The 17,714-nt window shown below is 75.8% G+C and carries 8 protein-coding genes; 5 read left to right on the top strand and 3 right to left on the bottom strand.

Translation table 11 applies throughout. The annotated features are described in order from the left end of the window. Nucleotides 1-104: 104 nt before the first annotated feature. Together ABD901_RS23740 and ABD901_RS23735 are read right to left on the bottom strand one after the other, a co-directional pair. Nucleotides 105-2,666 carry a helix-turn-helix transcriptional regulator gene (locus ABD901_RS23740; protein WP_345129322.1) on the bottom strand — a complete coding sequence of 854 codons (2,562 nt, stop codon included), beginning with the start codon at nt 2,664-2,666 and terminating at the stop codon, nt 105-107. Between the two features lie 57 nt (nt 2,667-2,723). Continuing rightward, nucleotides 2,724-3,005 carry a DUF2277 domain-containing protein gene (locus ABD901_RS23735; protein ID WP_345129321.1) on the bottom strand — a complete coding sequence of 94 codons (282 nt, stop codon included), beginning with the start codon at nt 3,003-3,005 and terminating at the stop codon, nt 2,724-2,726. A gap of 95 nt (nt 3,006-3,100) precedes the next feature. Here ABD901_RS23735 and ABD901_RS23730 point away from each other — a divergent pair, with 95 nt between their 5' ends. The 5 genes from ABD901_RS23730 to ABD901_RS23710 all read left to right on the top strand — a co-directional run bounded on the left by ABD901_RS23730 (nt 3,101) and on the right by ABD901_RS23710 (nt 16,170). Then, nucleotides 3,101-3,976, top strand: coding sequence for a DUF4132 domain-containing protein (locus ABD901_RS23730; RefSeq protein ID WP_345129320.1), 876 nt, complete (start codon nt 3,101-3,103; stop codon nt 3,974-3,976). 85 nt (nt 3,977-4,061) lie between these two features. Beyond that, a complete protein-coding gene (locus ABD901_RS23725) occupies nt 4,062-8,867 on the top strand; it encodes a hypothetical protein (RefSeq protein ID WP_345129319.1) in 4,806 nt (1,601 codons plus the stop codon). Beyond that, entirely contained in the window at nt 8,864-10,024 is a 1,161-nt protein-coding gene (locus ABD901_RS23720) for an ATP-binding protein (RefSeq protein WP_345129318.1), read from the top strand. The genes ABD901_RS23725 and ABD901_RS23720 overlap by 4 nt, the downstream gene beginning before the upstream one ends. Then, nucleotides 10,008-13,835, top strand: a complete 3,828-nt coding sequence (locus ABD901_RS23715) for a vWA domain-containing protein (RefSeq protein WP_345129317.1) — start codon at nt 10,008-10,010, stop codon at nt 13,833-13,835. The genes ABD901_RS23720 and ABD901_RS23715 overlap by 17 nt, the downstream gene beginning before the upstream one ends. A 286-nt stretch (nt 13,836-14,121) precedes the next feature. Next, nucleotides 14,122-16,170 carry a hypothetical protein gene (locus tag ABD901_RS23710; RefSeq protein ID WP_345129316.1) on the top strand — a complete coding sequence of 683 codons (2,049 nt, stop codon included), beginning with the start codon at nt 14,122-14,124 and terminating at the stop codon, nt 16,168-16,170. A gap of 185 nt (nt 16,171-16,355) precedes the next feature. Here the strand turns inward: ABD901_RS23710 and murD are convergent, their stop codons facing one another. After that, nucleotides 16,356-17,708 (bottom strand): UDP-N-acetylmuramoyl-L-alanine--D-glutamate ligase, encoded by a 1,353-nt coding sequence (murD, locus tag ABD901_RS23705; protein ID WP_345129315.1) that lies wholly within the window; start codon nt 17,706-17,708, stop codon nt 16,356-16,358. Between the last annotated feature and the right edge of the window lie 6 nt (nt 17,709-17,714).

Genomic DNA, 17,714 nt, shown 5'->3' with positions numbered 1-17,714 from the left:
TGCCTCCTACGGTTCGTTGCGGACGTCTACGACCGTACGGAGGAGGGGGTGGTTCCCGGATCGGGAGCGGATCCCTAGGTTTGCCGCGAAACCTACCTAGATTCCTACCGAGATTTGGCGACCGCCTCGGCCCGGCTGGCTACGCACAGCTTGGACAGGATCGCCGACACGTGGTGGTCGACGGTCTTCACCGACAGCACGAGCCGCCCCGCGATCGCCCCGTTGGTCAGCCCCTCGCCCATCAGGTCGAGGACCTGCTGCTCGCGGCGGGTCAGCCCGTGCGGGTTGGCCCGGGTCGCGGTGCGCGGCCCGGCCGGGATCGAGCGGGCGCCGGCGTCGCGCAGCCGCTGCCGGACGACCCGCACGGCCGCGGCGGCGCCGAGGTCGCCCAGCACGCCCAGCGCGCGGCGCAGCGTGTCCTCGTCGTCGGCGCCGAGCAGCGCCAGGGCGGCGTCGTACGGGCAGCCGAGCTCCTCCCAGGCACGAGCGGCGCCGTCGAGGTCGCCGTCGAGCTCCAACTGGAACGGCTCGGCGGCGACGCCGCGCGGCGGGCGGGCCGAGCCGGTGCGGCGCAGCCAGGTGCCGACGAGGCCGCGCATCCAGCCGTCGGCGCCGGCCACGACGTCGTCGGCGAGCTCGGCCTCGGCCCGGGCGTCGGAGAGCTTGCCTGCCAGCCAGTAGGCCTCGGCCCGGCCGATGCGCGCCTTGATGACCCACTGCGGTTCGCCGCAGCCGTCGGCCGACGCCGCCGCCTCGTCCAGGGCCTCCCACACGCCGTCCTCGTCGCGCCGGGCGCGGATCGTGGCGTAGCAGTACAACGGATAGATCCGGTTGATCGGGGACGCCTCCTCCACCCGGGTCAGCACCTGCCGGCACAGCGCGATCGCCTCGTCCCAGCGGCCCATCCGGGCCAGGGAGGTGGCCCGCTCGCCGCGCAGGCAGGTGCCGTAGGTGTCGACGTCGTGCTCGTCGCAGTAGGCGATCGCCTCGTGGTAGACCGGTTCGGCCTCGGCGTAGCGGCGGTTGCGGCAGAGCATGCCGTAGAGGTTGGTGTACGCGCGGCCGGCCTTCTCGTCGAGGCGGTGCTCGACGGCGACGTCCAGCGCGCGGCGCATCGTCGGGATCCACTCCGCCTCCTCGCCGCGCATGAGCCGGGCCACGGACTCGGTGCACAGCGTGTCGCTCAGCACGTCGTGGAGTTTCAGCGGTACCGCAAGGGCCTGTGCCCTTCCCGCGAGGTCGACCGCCTCGTCGTTGCGGTCGGCGAGCATGTGCTGCGCCGCGAGGTGGCCGTATGCGCGGGCCAGCTCCGGCGTCGGGCCGAGCGGCTCCAGCACCGCGATCGCCGCCTCGGCGTCGGCGAGCGCCTCTTCGCCCCGGCACAGGCTGACCATGGCGGAGGAGCGCAGGCGCAGCGCCGCGCCCTCCCGGCGCCGGTCGCCGGCGGCGCGCCACAGCGCCAGGGCCCGGTCGGCCGCCTCCACCACGCCGGTCCAGGCGTCGAACATCGACAGCTCGAACGCGAGCGCGTCCAGCAGCACCGGATCGTACCTGGAGACGCCGACGGCCCGGCGGTACTGCGCCGCCGCCTCCCGGTGCGACTTGAGCTCGGCGGCCCGCCGCGCCGCACGCACCGCGTGGTGCAGCGCCGCCGCCCGGTCGCCGGCACCTTCGGCGTGGTAGGCGAGGCTCGCGTCGTCCTCCTCGCCGTCGCGGGCGGCGCGGCGCTGCAGTGCGGCGAGGATGGCGGCGTGCGTGGGCGCGACCCGGTGCACGGGGACCGCCTGCTCGATCGCCAGGCGGGCGAGCTCGTGGCGGAAGCGCAGGCCGGTGCCGTCGCCGACGAGCAGGCCGGAGGCGGCCAGCTCGTCCAGCGCCTGCGGCGGCCCGCCGGCGGCGTCGGCCAGCAACCGCGGGTCGACGCGGGAGCCGATGAGGGCCGCGGTCTCCAGCACCGCGCGGGACGGCGGGTCCAGGCGCGCCGCCCGGGCCAGCACCGCGTCGCGGGCGGACACGGGCACGCCGTCGGTGCCGGCCTGGATGAGCTCGCTGACGAGGTACGGGTTGCCGCCGGTGAGCCGGAACAGCTCACCGGGCTCGACGCCGTGGCGCTCGGCGAGGACCCGCACCGCCTGCTCCGACAGCGGGGCCAGGCCGATGCGGCGGGTGGAACGCTGCGTGCCGATCTCGCCGAGGGCGACCCGCAGCGGGTCACCAGGTGCAAGGCTGTCGTCGCGGTACGTCACCAGCAGCAGGGTCCGGACGTTGCGCAGCCGCCGGGCCAGGAACCGCACCAGGTCGATCGTCGCCTCGTCGGCCCAGTGCAGGTCCTCGATGACGACCACGTCGACCGTGTCGAGGGCGCGCAGCACGGCGCCGAAGAGCTCGTCGCGGGGCGCGCGGGCGCGGGAGAGCTCCAGCAGCTCGCCGCCGAGCTCGTCGGCGATGTCGAACAGCGGGCCCAGCGGGCGGGGCGTGAACAGGCCGTCGCACATGCCCCAGGCCCAGCGCGCGCCGGTCAGCCGCTGCGCGAACGTCTCGACGAGCGTGGACTTGCCGACCCCAGCCTCGCCGCCGACGAGCACCAGGCGGCCCTCGCCGGCGCGCGCCTGCTGGGCGTACTCGGCCAGGGACGCGAGCGCGGAGTCGCGTTCGAGCAGCGCCATGTGCCCAGTCTGTACTCGGCGCCGCGGTCCGCCAGCCGGCAGTCAGGTTCTTTGCTGTTATGTGGCGCTGCGTGTGCCGTAGCGTTCGGCCGCGCGGGCCCGGGCCCGGGCCGCCTCGACCTCGCGGTCGCGCGGCGGCGTGCGGGTCACGAGGCTGTCGAGCAGGACCCTCGTCGCCTCGGCCACGGCCTGCACGGCGGCGTCGAACGCCTCCTGGTTGGCCGCGGCCGGGCGGGTCATGCCCGCGACCTTGCGCACGTACTGCAGGGCGGCGGCCTCGATCTCGTCCTCGGTCGCGGGGGGCTCGAAGTTGTTCAGCACGCGAATGTTCCTGCACATGTACCCAACCTTGCCAGCCCCGCGGAAAAATGTCGCACCCTCTCGCTAGTGTGCCCGGCATCCGATGAACCGCGACTCGGCGGGAGGCGTATCGCATGGCGTGGCTGGCGGCGGCCGGTGGCTATGAGGTGACTCTGGAGGACGGGCGGATAGCAGCCCGTAACCAGAAGGGCAAGGTGCTCAAGTCGTTGCCCCCGGCACTGCGCGACGACCCGGTGGTGACCGGGCTTCGGCAGCTGACGGAGTGGCTCGCGCGGCACGAGAGCGAGGTCCGCGAGCAGGTCGACCTCTGGATGATCCGATCGCTGCCGGTTCCGGCGCCGCTGCTGGCCCGGGTGTGGGCCGACGAGACCTGGCGGGCGGCGCTGACCGACCTCGTGGTCGCGGTCCTCGACGACGAGGGCGGGTTCGACCCCGATGAGGCCGGGTTCCTGCGCGACGCGACCGCCGAGGGCATCGGCGTGGTCAACCTCGACGGCGAGACGGTGCGGCTGCCGGCCGAGCGGATCGCGGTGCCACACCCGGTGCGCCTGCCCGACCTCGCCGACCTGCGCGAGTTCGCCGCCGACCTGGGCGTCACCCAGTCCGTCGACCAGCTGTTCCGCCAGACCTGGACCCGCCCCGACGACCTGGAGCCGGGCGCGAGCAGCGTGCGCGACTACGCCGGCGGCCGGTTCGGCGAGCTGCGGCACCTGATGGCGCGGGCCGCGTCGCTGGGCTATCCGGTGCGCGGCGGCTACGCGGTCTGCCGGGTCTTCGAGGACGGCCGCGGGCTGGAGGCGCGCAGCTGGGTCGGCGCCGACGACCCCTACTCGGAGGCCGAGACCGGCGACCTGGTCTTCGTCCACCCGGACGGCAAGTCGATCCCGCTGGCCGAGGTCGGCCCGGTCGCCTGGTCCGAGGGCATGCGCATGGCCGCGGCGCTCTACGCCGGCCGCATCGTCGAGGAGAGCACGGAGGAGGAGGCATGAGCGCTACGGAGCGAAGCGGAGTGGCCGATCATCATGGGCACTGGTTCAGGTCATGCCGCTGCCGGAGCGAAGCGGAGATGACGGCATGACCGAGCGGACCGAGGCGTGGCTGGACGCCGGCGCTGTGCTGCCCGTCGGCGTTGACGCCGCCAAGGACACCATCGACACCCTCACCACCCGGGCCTACGTGCACCCGGTGCTCGGCGACCGGCGGGTGGTCCGGCTCGTGCCGGCCACGCTGGGCCAGGCCGAGGACCTCACCATGGAGTTCCTCGGCTTCGCGCCGCCGGAGACGGTCGCCGAGGTCGGCGTGGTGCGCCAGCAGGCGCTGGGCTTCCCGGCCTGGGCCCTGGTGCACGACCCCGCCAATGGCCACCACGCCCTGGCGCTGGTCAAGGACATCGAGCGGCTGGTCCGGGTGGCCAAGTCCCGCATCGGGCCGGCCCGCGACGGGTTCAACGAGCTCGGCGACCGCCTCGCCCGCTCGGTGCCGCACTTCCTGCCCACGTTCTACGAGGAGGCGGCCCGGGCGTTCCTGGCCGCCGACAGCCAGACCTACGCGGCGAGCATGTTCGGCAAGGCCCGCGACGCCGAGCGGGCCTACGCCCTCGCCATCGACGAGGACCGCCAGCACGCGGTGTTCCTCGAGTTCGCGCTCGCCGGCGCCCTGACCGCCAAGGCCCTCGCGCAGCACTCCCGCGACCTCGCCGGGCGGTGCACGCCCGCGGTCGCCTACGAGCGGTTCCGGCGGCTGTGCCTGGAGCGCACCCTCGGCGGCATGCCGCCCTATGCGCAGATGCACGTCGACCTCGGCCGGCTGGCGAAGGCCGCCGGGCTGGGCGTCGAGGAGGAGGACCGGCTGCTGGCCGAGCTCCTGGCCGCACCGTCGATCCTGCGGGCGCCCGGCGGCTTCTGGAAGGCCTACCGCCCGGCCCTGATCCGCATCGCGAAGCGCGACCCGCGGGTGCGCGGCCAGCTGCTCGGCATGTTCCCGAAGGACTGCCCGTTCGGCACCTGGCTGGACATCCTCGCCGACAGCGGCGCGACGGCCGCGCTGACCGGCCCGGCGGGCGCGGTCGAGGAGGGCGCGGAGGCGCCGGACGGCCCGGCCGGCTGGCTGGCCCGCGCCGACCGCAGCCGCGGCGGCTGGCGGCGCCCGCGCGACGCCCAGTTCTACGCGCTGGTCGAGCGGATGGCGGATCGGCTGCGCGCCGACGCCGTGCCCGCCGACCTGGCACCCAGCCACCACCGCATGGACCTGGACCTCGTCGATCTCGTCCTGGCCCTCGGCGTGCCCCTGGCGGAGGTCGACGACAACGCCCGCTGCGACGTCGGCGACTGGATGAACGACTCCGGCGACGGGCGCCGCGACCTCGCCGCCGTGGCCGCGCACGAGCGGCTGCTGCCGCTCATCGCCGACAGCACCGAGTCCTACCTCAAGACCTGGTATCGGTCCGAGCAGGCGGCCGTCGCGCCCGAGCGGGTGTCCCGCGCCGTGGCCGTCCCCGGCCTGCGCACCGCGCTGCACTGGTGGCTCGACCGGCTCGCCGACCGCCTCGCCGAGCAGGGCCTGACCACTGTCGGCGCCGAGATCGACCGGCTCACGCTCGTCGCCTGCCCGGAGGGGCTCGCCGTCAACCCGGAGGCGATCGCCCGGATCACCGCGATCGACCTCGCCCCGGTGCTCGGCGCGACGCTGCGGGCCGGCGTCATCGACGAGTTCGGCTGGCCCGCCCTGGAGGCCGGCACCGCCGCCGTCAAGGGCGACGACCGGCTCCCGCTGGAGGAGGACCTGCAGCTGCTGTCCCAGTGGCCGCAGCTGGTGCTGTGGCGCGGCGAGCGGGTCGTGGTCGTCGGCGACGACGGCGTCGAGCTCGAGCACATGCTGCGCATCCCGCCGCAGGAGCGGCGCTACTCGTGGCGCACGACGCTGCGCTACGTCGACGGGCAGCTGCTCGTGGTGTGGAACCGCGACGGCGACCGGGTCGGCTACTGGAGCGGCGCGCCGGACGACGTGTTCGCGATCGCCGGCGAGGACGGGCTCTCCGACCCCGGCGACACGTCCGTCGCCCTGCCCGGCGGCGGGCGCAGCGCCGGCGGCCGGCCCCTGTTCGCCGGCGACCGCGGCGCGCAGGACGTCGGCGCCGTGGCCACCGACGGCCTGCACTACTGGGTGCAGGTCCAGCTGCCCGACTACAGCACGCGCTGGCAGGAGTTCGACCCGGCGACCGGGCAGCGGGGCCGGGTGTCGATGCCGGCGTTCTACGAGGACGGCGCCGTCGACGGCCAGCCGCTGATCGCACACGGCTGCCGCCTGCGCCCCGCCACCGCCCGCATGGCGCACAGCCCGCTGGGCCACCGCGACGGCCTCGTCGGCTGGCGCGTGCGCCAGATCGCCGACGGGCAGGCCGGCGAGGGGGTCGACGGCCGCTCGTTCGCGCTGCACGAGCCCGACCCGGTCCGCCGCGGCCGGATGGGCCAGCTCTGCGGTGCGATCCGCTTCCCGGGCTCCGACGAGGTGCACGGCGTCGTGCTCGAGCACAACTGGCGGCGGGTCGCCATTCACCTGCACACCGCCGCGGGGCTGCGCTTCGCGTCGCTGGTCAGCCCGGTCGGCGAGGACGACCCGTTCGCGGAGGGGACGAAGCTGCTGCCGCCTCCGCAGTACTGGCACCAGATGCGCCCCCGCGACGAGGCCGGCTCGGCCGCGATGCGCGCGCTCGGCGACGACCTCGCCGGCCGCCTGCTCGCGAAGGTGTCGGCCATGGCCACCGCCGACGGGCGCAGGCTCGTCTTCGACGACGCGCCGGTCCGCGACGCCGTGCGCGAGGCGCTGCCGCAGATCGGCGACGCCGACCTCGTCGCCGGCGTCGCCGGCGTGGTCAAGCACGCCGCCCGGGCCGCGCTGCGCCTGACCGGCCTCACCACCCTCACCGAGGCCGTGGCCGCGCAGGCCGTGACCGCCGTCGACGACCCCGACGCGCACCTGCCGACCGACGAGTTCCTCGACGACGTGCTCGAGGGCCTCATCCCGGGTTGCTACGACCACGGACGGGAGTGGGCGAAGGTCTTCCTCGACGCCGGCGCCGCGCTCACCGGCCGCGAGCCCCGCACGCCGCTCGAGCCGTGGGTGGCCGGCGCCGACCTGGACTGGTATGACGCGCTCGGCGTCGTGCCCTCGCTGCTGGTCCGCGCCGCGGCACCGGTGACGCCGGCCGAGCACCGGGCCGCGCTGTTCGACGTGCTCGAGGTGCTCGCCGCCTCCGGCCTGCTCGACGGCGCCGCCCGGCGCCTGTCGCTGAACTCCGACACCAGCCGGGCGCAGATGACCGCCGGTCAGCCGGTGGCCACGGGCGAGGGACGGTGGCTGCTGCCCTTCCGGGTGGACTCCGGCGACGGCTCGGTCACCGGGATCGAGTTCGCCGCGGGCGGCCGCTTCGGCCCGGTGCCCGGCCACGCCGTGACGAGCGAGAAGCTGTTCGACGGGCGCGGCATCGACGCCGCCGCCGTGACCCGGTTCGTCGCCGCGGGCCACGCGCACGGCGGCCCGGCCGTCCTGCTGCGCCCCGACACGGTCCGCGCCGTCTCCGCCGGCGCCGGCATCAGCCTCGCCGAGGCCACCGTGCTGCTGTCCGGCGCGACCGACGAACGGCAGTGGAAGGCACACCGGCCCGCCGACTGGACGCCGGCCGGCGAGTCGGTCACCGACTACGCGATCGAGACGGCACAGCAGCACCTCAACCGGCGCGGGGCGATGGGCCCCGGCACCGGCGCGCACGCTGCCCTGCTGCCGGCCGACCCGGCGCTGCTGTGGACCGACGGGCCCGACGCGGCCCGGTTCGGCGCCTGGCGGGCCGAGCGCGTCGGCGCCCGCACCCCCGTCGGCGACGACCTGATCACCGACTGCCGCCGCGCCGACGTCGCGACCGGCATGACCGCGTCGGAGTTCCTGCACGGGCTGGCCAACATCGAGACCTGCCGCTGGCTGCGCGAGCCCGGCGCCGGGATCAACGGCGACGACCTGCTCGTCACCGTCGCGCGCGGCGTGCCGTGGCTGGCGCGGCGGCTCGGCGCGGACGACCCGATGCGGCACAACCTGCCGCGCCTGCTCGAGCTCGTCCGGCGGCTCATCAAGTCGCCCGCGTTCGAGCTGCCCCTGGGCGGCACCGACGAGACGAACTTCAACAAGGCGCTCGGCGCCCTCGGCCTGACGACGAAGCCCGATGGCGAGCGGATCGAGGCCGGCCCGTTCGTCGCGAACGCCACCGGCTACTGGCGGCGCGTCAGTGTCCGCCCGGCCCGGCTCGACGGCCTCGGCGACCGGCGCGTCGACGCGCTGCTCGACGCGATCGACAGCCACGCCCGGCCGATGGTCGCGCTGCGCGCCGTCGCCGGCGACCAGCTCGACACCTGGCTGGAGCCGGCGGCGTGCGACTCGCCGCACGACCCGTCGCGCTCCGCGCCCGACCTGGTCGCCCAGGTGTCCGAGCGGCACGGCCTCGGCGCCGACGCGGCCACCGTCTACCTGCAGCTGCTGGCACTGCCCGACCCGACCGACCGCAACGTGGCGGCCTGGACCGGGTGGAAACCGGCCCGGCTCAAGGCTGCGCGGGCCGAGCTGGCCGCCACCGACCTCGTCGTCGAGGCGAAGCGGCCCCGCGCCGGGCGCTCGCTGTTCCTGCCCGGCGGGTGGCTGGCCTGGAAGGCGCCGCTGCCGCCGCAGGAGCGGTGGAAGCTGGCCCTGCTCATCGGCGCCGGCGAGGACGGCTGCGAGCTCGGCGCCGTCGTCCCGGCCGCGCCCGCGCCGCGGCTGTTCCACCTCGCCTGGGACCGCATCGTCGCCGGCGACCACCCCCGATTCGAAGAGCTCACCACGAGAGGCCGCCGATGACCGCCACCGTCACCAGCCCGCGGCAGGTCGACCCCGCCGAGCACGCCCACGCGACGGAGCTGGCGTTCCTCGCCGCGTTCGACGGCGGGGCGCGCCCGCCCGGCTGGCGGCTCACCCCGCGGGCCGTGGTCACGTTCATCGTCGGCAGCGACGGCGAGACGCTGTCGCTGCCCAAGGGCGCCCGCCCCGACGGCGTGCCGGCGAAGCTCGAGATCGCGCGCAAGTTCGTCGGCGACCGGGCTCTCGTGGAGCGGTGCGTCGTGACCCTCGCCGGCGAGCGCGGCCTGCTGCTCATCGGCGAGCCCGGCACGGCCAAGTCGATGCTGTCGGAGCTGCTGTCCGCCGCCGTGTGCGGCACCAGCGAGCTGGTCGTGCAGGGCACCGCGGGCACGACCGAGGACCAGCTGCGCTACGGCTGGAACTACGCGCTGCTGCTCGCGCACGGCCCCAGCCCCGAGGCCCTCGTGCCCTCACCGGTGCTCACCGCGATGCGGGCCGGCCAGGTCGCCCGCATCGAGGAGATCACCCGCTGCCTGCCCGAGGTGCAGGACGCGATGGTGTCGATCCTCTCCGACCGCCGCATCGCCGTGCCGGAGCTGGCCGGCACGGCGGGCGCGACCGTCCACGCCGCGCCCGGCTTCACCCTCATCGCCACCGCCAACCTGCGCGACCGCGGCGTGTCGGAGATGTCCGCCGCCCTCAAGCGCCGCTTCAACTTCGAGACCGTCGGCCCGATCCCCGACCTGGCCGCCGAGACCGCGCTCGTCGGCCGCCAGGCCCGCGCCGCCCTGGTGCGGGTCGAGACCCCGTTCGAGGTCGACGAGGCCGTCCTCGAGGCCCTGGTCACCGCCTTCCGCGACCTGCGCTCGGGGCGCTCGGTCGAGGGCTGGGAGGTGGAGCGCCCCTCCACGGTGATGAGCACCGCCGAGGCCGTCGCGGTGGCCACGTCTCTGGCCCTGGCCGCCGCCTACTTCCCCGGCGACCGCGACGTCCTGTCCCTGCTCCCCGCCCACCTGCAGGGCGTGGTCTGCAAGGACGACCCGACCGACGGCGCGAAGCTGCTCGGCTACTGGGACGGCGCCGTGCGCCGCCGCGCCGAGGACGGCGCCCGGCTGTGGCGCCGCCTGTGGGAGCTGCGCGATGTCCTCCAGTCCTGACGTCGTGGGCGCGGCGTCCGCTCTGGACGCCGCGCTCGCCCCCTCCACCCCGGCCCCCGCGCCGCCGGATGCCGCGCCCGCGGTGCCCGGTCTGCGTTCCGTGGGACGGGCCACCGCGCTCAATTCGGCCGGCTCTGGTGCCGCGCTCGCGGTGTCCGAGGCCGACACCGAGCTCGCCTTCGCCGGGACGGATGCCGCGCTGGCGGCCTCCGGCCCGGACGCCGCGCTCGCCGGCCTCGCCGGCAGCACGACGCCGTTCCTCATCGGGGTTCGCCATCACTCCCCCGCGCTGTCCGCGGTTGTCGAGGAGCTGCTGGACGGCTTCCGGCCCGAGGTACTGCTGCTCGAGCTCCCCGCCGAGTTCGCCTCCTGGCTGCCGTGGCTGGCCGACCCGGCCACGAAGGCCCCGGTCGCCCTCGCCGGCGTGGTGGGCGGCGACGGCGCGCCCGCGTTCTACCCGTTCGCCGACTTCTCGCCGGAGCTGGTCGCGGTGCGCTGGGCGGCCCGCAACGGCGTCGAGGTCGTGCCGTGCGACCTCCCGCTGTCGGCCCGAGCCTGGCGCACGCCCGCGGCCACCCCCACCCCGGCGGGCGACAACGACGGCGCCCCCGTCTCCTTCCTCGGCGACGCCCTCAAGCGCTCCGCAACCGGCCGCCCCGACGAGGACATGTGGGACCGGGTCGTCGAGACCCGCGCCCCGGGCGCTACCGCCGAGGCGGTCCGGCGGGCGGCGCTGCTCGTCGGCTGGGCCATGCGCCGCGACACCGCCCAGGCGACCGGCGTCCCGGCGCTCGACCTGGCCCGCGAGGCCTGGATGCGCCGCTGCCTGGCCGAGGCCGGCCCCCGCCGCGCCGCCGCCGTGGTCGGCTCCTTCCACGCCGCCGCGCTGCTCGCCCCTCCCCTTGATCCGGCTGCCACCTCCTCCTCACCCACCCCGGCTGTCAGCTCTCCTTCGTCCACCGAACCGGCACGCGACGAGGCGGGCGGCGTCGTGACCTCGCTCGTCCCCTACAGCTTCGGGCTGCTCGACGCCCGCTCCGGCTACCCGGCCGGGATCCGCGACCCGCGATGGCAGCAGGCGGTCGTCGCCGCCGGCGGGCGGCCCGAGGCGGTCGAGGCGGCGGCGCTGGCCAGCGTCGTCGAGGTGTGCGCACGGGTCCGGGCCGGCGGCCACCCGGCCGGCCCCGCCGAGGCGCGCGAGGTGTTCCGGCTCGCCACCGACCTCGCGCGGCTGCGAGGGCTACCGGCGCCCGGCCGCGGCGAGCTGATCGAGTCGCTGCAGAGCGTCCTGGCCCACGGCGAGGTGCTCGGCCGCGGCCGCGTCGTCGCCGCGGCCATGGAGACGGTCCTCGTCGGCGACGTCCGCGGCGCCCTCGCGCCCGGCGCGCCGCGCTCCGGGCTGCGCCCCGCCGCGGAGGCCGAGCTGGCGCGCCTGCGCCTGCCCGGGCCCGGCGAAGCAACCAAGGACCTGCGCCTCGACCCGCTGCGCTCCGACCTGGACCGCCGCCGCGACGTCGCGTTGCGCCGGCTCGCGGCGTGCCGCATCCCGTATGCCGAGCACACCGCTGTCGAGGGCACCGCGGGCGTCGACGCGCTGACCACGCGCTGGAGCATCGAGTGGACGCCCGGCACGGAGGCGATGCTGGACGTCGCCGGCGTACGCGGCGTGACGCTGGCCCAGGCCGCCGAGGGCGCGCTGCGCGAGCGGCGCCGGGCGGACGAGGGCGCCGAGGGGCCCACCGCCGCGCAGATCATCGCCGGCCTCGCCGCCGCGGCCGAGTGCGGCCTGCCGGGCCTCGCCGCCGAGCGCCTGGCGGAGCTTGCCGCCGAGGTGCCGGCCAGCGCGACGCTCGAGGAGCTCATGCGGGCCCTGGCCCTGCTCGACCGCCTCGGCAACGGCCACGTGCCCGGCCTGCCGGCCCCCGAAGCCGCCGCCCTGGCCGACCTGCCGGTGCTGGCCGAGGCTTTGGAGGCCGCCGCGGTACGTCAGGTCGACGGCCTGGCCGGCTCCGAGGACGTCGCCGACGTGCACGCGCTGGTGGCGCTCGGCCGCCGGGCCGACGCCGCCGGCGTGGGCCTGCGCCTGGCCGACGCCCTGGACCGCCTGACCGCGACCGGCACCCCGACGATGGCCGCCGCCGCCGGCGCCGTCCAGGTCCTGCTCGGCCTGTCGACGCCCGCCGTGCTCGGCACCCGCGTCGCATCCTGGATCGACGCCGCCGGCTCCGACGAGTCCCGCCGCCGCCTGCTGGGCCACCTGCGCGGCCTGCTCGCCGCCGCAGAACCCCTGCTGCAGTCTGGCCCCGATGCCCTGGACGGCCTGCTGGACCGCGTCGCCTCGATGTCCGACGCCGCGTTCCTGTCGCGCCTGCCGGCCCTGCGCGGCGGCTTCCAGGCGGTGAGCCCGGCGGGCCGGGACCGCCTGCTCGCGGTGGTCGAGGACCGCCTGGGCGACGGCGTGTCCCGCGACCTCAACGACACCGATCCGGCGGCGCTGCTGCACCACCTGCTCGCCGACCGCGCGGGCCGCGCCGCCGCCGAGGCCCTGGGCCTGCTCCCCGCAGCAGCGGCCGACCCGCCTGCGGCCACCGCCGACCCCGACGTGAGCCTCTCGGGGCCGGACACGACCGACACCGAGCTCGACCCGGCCACCACCGACCCGAGCGCGGCCACTGCCGACGAGTCGGATATGTCGGATCCGTCGCCGCGGGCGCTCGCCGTGCTCGATCGGTGGCGGCTGTTGCTCGGGCGGCAGGATCGGCAGCTCGGCGGGGCGGCGCGGCGGTTCGCGACGGCGCTCGACGAACTGTACGGGGCCGGGAGCGGTGAAGGGTCCGCCGCCGATGCCGGTGGGCGGGCCGGGCGGGAGGCGCCGTTCCCGGGGGTGCGGGAGTGGGCCGAGGAGCTGACCGCGCTGTTCGGGACCGGGATCCGCGAGGAGGTGCTGGCCCGGGCCGCCGAGGCCGGGCGGCGCGACGCCGTGATGCTGCTCGACCCGGACAGGGTCAACCCGTCGGTGGAGCTGCTGCAGACCGTACTGTCGCTGGCCGGCGGGATGCCCGAGAGCACCGTCGCCCGGCTGCGGCCGCTCGTGGCCCGCATTGTCGACGAGCTCACGCGGCGGCTGGCGACCCGGCTGCGGCCGGCGCTGGCGGGGATCACCACGCCGCGGCCGACGTACCGGCCGGGCGGGCCGCTGGACCTGCCGCGGACGCTGCGGGCCAACCTGGCGAGCACGCGGCGCGATGCGGACGGGCGGGTGCAGGTGATCCCGGAGCGGCCGGTGTTCCGCACCCGGGCGCGCCGTGGCGTCGACTGGCGGCTGGTGCTGGTCGTGGACGTGTCCGGGTCGATGGAGGCGTCGGTGATCTGGTCGGCGCTGACCGGCGCGATCCTGGCCGGGGTACCGGCGCTGACGACACACTTCGTGGCGTTCTCCACGGAGGTCGTCGACCTGACCGACCGGGTCAGCGACCCGTTGACGCTCCTGCTGGAGGTGCAGGTCGGCGGCGGCACCCACATCGCCAAGGGGCTTCGGCACGCGCGGAGCCTGGTCACGGTACCGTCGCGGACCCTGGTGGTGCTCGTCAGCGATTTCGAGGAGGGGTACCCACTGGGCGGCCTCCTCGCCGAGACCCGCGCGCTCGTCGAGTCGGGCGTGACCGTGCTCGGATGCGCGAGCCTGGACGACGCGGGCCGGCCGCGGTACTCGGTGTCGATCGCCTCGCAGCTCGTGGCGGCCGGGATGCCGGTCGCCGCGCTGAGCCCGCTGGAGCTGGCCCGGTGGGTCGCGGAGAAGGTGCGGTCATGAGCCGAAGAGGACGGGTTGGCACGGCCGCGCTCGGGCGGCGCCGCGCGCCAGTGGGTCGAGGAGAAGGTGCGGTCATCAGCGGAGCAGGACGGCGTCGCACGGCCGTGCTCGGGCGGCGCCGCGCGCCGGTGGGTCGCGGAGAAGGTGCGGCCATGAGCGGAACAGGACGCGTTGGCACGGCTGTGCTCGGGCGGCGCCGCGCGGCGGCGGGGGAACCGGACGTGGCGGGAGCGGCGGGGCGTGGGCCGGTGCTCGGGCGGCGCCTCGCGGAGGCGGGGGTGACGGCGTGAGCGACTCCTTGCCGCCGATCGAGACCCCGGTACTCGTGGCCGCGGTCGACGCGCTGCCGGCCCGGCTGCGCAAGAAGCTCGACGACAGCGCGGCGAAGCTGGCGGATCGGCCGGTGACGCGCGACGGCGACCGGTACGTGGTCGCGATCGACGATGCCACCACCGTGACGCTGACGGTGACCGGCGGCGTCGTGCGCAGTCCCGAGTCGGTCGCCTGCACCTGCCTGCTCGCGCCGAACTGCCTGCACCGCGCGTCGATCCTGTCGCTCGCCCCGGTCCACGACGGCGACGAGGTAGCGGCCGTCGCCGAGGAAGCGGGTGAAGCGACCGCGGGCCCGGCCGATGCGGACGCCTCCGGATCGGGCGCGACTCGTGCGGGCAATCAGGGAGAAGCCGCCGAGGTGCAGGCGGTGCCCGAGGACGGCGCGGTGGTGCTCACGACGCAGCAGATCGCGGCCGTCAACCAACTGTGGCGGGCCTCGGTGGCGGTGCTCTCCGACGGGGTGACCGGGTCGGGGGCCGTCGCGAGGGCGGCGCTGCTGCGGGCGGCACACGAGGCGCAGGCGTGCAAGGTGTACCGGGCGGCGGCCGCGGCCCGCGTCGTGGCCACGCTGTTGCAGGCGGCACGGGCGGGAGACGCGCACTACCGGCTCGCCGATCTGAGCCAAGCGCTGCGCGAGCTGCTGATGGTCACGCACCGGCTGCGCAGGGCGACGGGCGACGGTGCCGTTGCGGAGGGGCTGCTGGGGGCCGCGCGGCGGCAGTATCACCTCGAGGGGAGCCTGCGGCTGTACGGGCTCTGCACGACCGCGGTGCTGGCGGGGACCGGGCATGCGGGGGTCGTGACGTACGCGGCGGATCGTGGCGGGCGGCTCTGGATGATCGCGGACGTCATGCCGGGCGACGCGCGGCGGGCAGCGCGGGCCGGCGGGGCCACCATCGCGATGGGTGAGACGGCGCTGACGCACCGTGGGCTGACCCGGGCGGGGCTCGTGGTGACGGGGGCGACGGCGGCCGGGAGCCGGCAGCTCGGGGCGGGGCGCGGGGTCAAGGCCGTCACCGCGTCCGGAGCCGCGTGGCACGAGGAGCCGCTCTCGGGACTGTGGGCGGAGCCGGTCGCGGCGCAGGTGCACCGGGCGTTCGAGGGCCTGGCGGTGCCCGTCGCCGAGCGGGGCGCCGGCTCGGACCTGCTGTTCCTGCGGGTGACGGTGCTCGGCACCGACGGTGACGCGGTGCTGGCCCGCGGCGCCGACGGGATGCCGCTGGTCATGCGGGTCGCGGTAGATCATCCCGCGCTCGGGTACCGCGAGAACCTGCGCATACTCGGCCGGGCCGAAGGGCTCGAGCTCCTCGTCATCGCGCGGCCCGATCCGGGGCGGCCGGGCACCGTGCTGCCCATCGCGGTCGCGCCGCCGTCCGCCGATGGCGACGGGTGGCATCTGCCGGCGGCGGGCGGGGGCCATGTGGACCTCGCGTTCGATCGGCTCCATCGCAGCCATCTGCCCCAGCCGGGACCCGCAGCGGACCGGCACGACGAGACGCCCGCGGAGACGCAGGACGAGCCGGAGAACCGCAGCGAGCCGGAGAACCGCGACGAGCGAGAAACCCGCGACAAGCAGAAGAACCTTGACGAGCAGGAGAACCGCGACGGGTGGGAGAGCAACGAACCGGGCGGCAGTGTGCAGGAGAGCGACGACGGGTGGAGGCCGGTCGTGAGCAATCCGGCGCTGCATCGGCTGGCCGTGCAGATCGAGCGGGCCGTGTCCGGGGGGCGGGTCATGCTCACGTTTCCGAACGGCCGCGGGTCCAGCGACGCGGGGCGGATGCGCAACGCGCGGCTGGAGACGGGGGCGGCCCTGCTCGACGGGCTCGTCGGCGCGGCCGCGGACCGGCCGCGGGACGCGTTCGGTCGGCTCGCGGCCGATGACGGCACGGCGTTCGCGCAGGCCTGGCTGGCCGCGGCGACCTACGCCGACGCGGCCGGGCGGGCGCTGGCCGAGGCGTCCTGGCTGCCGGCCGACTCGCACCTGGAGGCCGGCCACTAAAACCCGTCAGCAAAAAACACGCCGGGCCACTGACCAAGCCAGCCACCAGAACGAGCCGGCCATTGACCAAGCCGGCCGCTACAACAAGCCCGGCCATTGACCAAGGCGGCCACGACAACAAGGACGGCCATCGGACAAAGCTGGCCGTTAGAAACGAGCCGGCCAATCGAAACGAGTGGAACGAGCTAGGGGCGGGTGGCCTCGATCGCCTCGATGAAGGCCTTCGCGCGGGCCTCGTAGTTGTCGTAGCGGCCGTAGCTGGGGGCCGCCGGCGACAGGAGGACCACGCCGCCGGGCGGGACCAGGTCCCGGGCGCGGCGGACCGCATCCGGGAGGTCGGTGGCCACCAACCGGGTCACGCCGGGTAGAGGGCCGACCACGTCGAGGATGTGTTCGCCGCTGTCGGGGATGGCGATCAGGGTGAGCTCGACCGCGCGGTCGCGCAGGTAGTCGCGCAGCGGGGTGTAGTCGATGCCCCGGTTCTGGCCGCCGACGAGGACGGCCAGCGGGCGGCCCGCGTAGGCCTCGATGGCGTGGACCGTGGTCTGCGGGGCGGTGGAGAGCGAGTCGTTGACGAACTCGACGCCCGACGGGTCCGGGATCGGGGTGAGGCGGTGCGGCAGCGGGGTGTAGGAGCGCAGCGCCGCCTCCACCTCCGCGCGCTCTGCGGCCACGTCGACGCCGTAGGCCTGCACGGCGGCGAGGGCCACGCAGAGGTTGCCGGCGTTGTGGGTACCGCGGAGAGGGAACGCGTCGCGCGGGAATAGGCGCTCGCCGGCGAGGACGACCCAGCCGTCCACGACGTGGAAGGACTCGGGCGTGGCGGCGGGGATCAGCGGCAGGCCGGGGCGGGCGGCCAGCTCCGCGGCCAGGGTCGGGTCGGTGGCGTTGTAGACGACCGCCTCGGGGTCGTGCTCGGCGATGTTGAGCTTGTGCGCGTAGTACTGCGCGGGCAGGCCGTCGCGCGTCCAGTCGAGGTGCTCCTCGAACAGGCTGGTGACGACGGTGATGCGTGGGGAGTCCTGCAGGTCGGCGCACTGGTACATGGACAGCTCGAGCACGTAGCGCTCGGCCGGCGGGAGGGCCAGCACGGCGACGCCGATGTTGCCGCCGAGCTGGTTCGGGCGGCCCGTCGAGGCGAGCAGGTGCGAGATCAAGGTTGTGGTCGTGCTCTTGCCCTTGCTGCCGGTGACGCCGATCGTGTGCTTGGCGTGATCGGCCATCCACAGGGCGGTACCACCGGTGATGGCAACGCCCCGGTGGCGCAGCTGCTGAATCCACGGGTTCGACTCGCCCACGATGGGTGAGCGCACGAGCACGTCGATGCCCTCGAGGGCGCCGGCCAGGGCCTCGCCCTCGTGCAACGGGGCGAGCTGCGCGAGGCGGCCCTCCCACTTGGTGGCCAGGAACGTGGTCTTGTCCTGCACGACGACGAGGGAGGCCGGGCCGTTCGGTGCGATCGCCTCGATGGCGGCGATGCCCTCCCGGCCCGTGCCCCACACGGCCACCCGCCGCCCGGCGAGCTCCGACAGATGCATGAGTCG

The sequence above is a fragment of the Dactylosporangium darangshiense genome (assembly GCF_039537565.1).
In the GTDB taxonomy this organism is placed as follows: Bacteria; Actinomycetota; Actinomycetes; order Mycobacteriales; family Micromonosporaceae; genus Dactylosporangium; species Dactylosporangium darangshiense.
The sequence above is the reverse complement of the archived record's forward strand: the minus strand, read 5'-3'. Positions and strand labels throughout refer to the sequence as shown.

What these genes read in the sequence shown, in the direction of transcription:
- ABD901_RS23720 (WP_345129318.1), top strand. Translation starts at nt 8,864, where the DNA reads ATGACCGCCACCGTCACCAGCCCGCGGCAGGTCGACCCCGCCGAGCAC.
- ABD901_RS23725 (WP_345129319.1), top strand. Translation starts at nt 4,062, where the DNA reads ATGACCGAGCGGACCGAGGCGTGGCTGGACGCCGGCGCTGTGCTGCCC.
- murD (WP_345129315.1), bottom strand. Translation starts at nt 17,708, where the DNA reads ATGCATCTGTCGGAGCTCGCCGGGCGGCGGGTGGCCGTGTGGGGCACG.
- ABD901_RS23715 (WP_345129317.1), top strand. Translation starts at nt 10,008, where the DNA reads ATGTCCTCCAGTCCTGACGTCGTGGGCGCGGCGTCCGCTCTGGACGCC.
- ABD901_RS23740 (WP_345129322.1), bottom strand. Translation starts at nt 2,666, where the DNA reads ATGGCGCTGCTCGAACGCGACTCCGCGCTCGCGTCCCTGGCCGAGTAC.
- ABD901_RS23735 (WP_345129321.1), bottom strand. Translation starts at nt 3,005, where the DNA reads ATGTGCAGGAACATTCGCGTGCTGAACAACTTCGAGCCCCCCGCGACC.
- ABD901_RS23730 (WP_345129320.1), top strand. Translation starts at nt 3,101, where the DNA reads ATGGCGTGGCTGGCGGCGGCCGGTGGCTATGAGGTGACTCTGGAGGAC.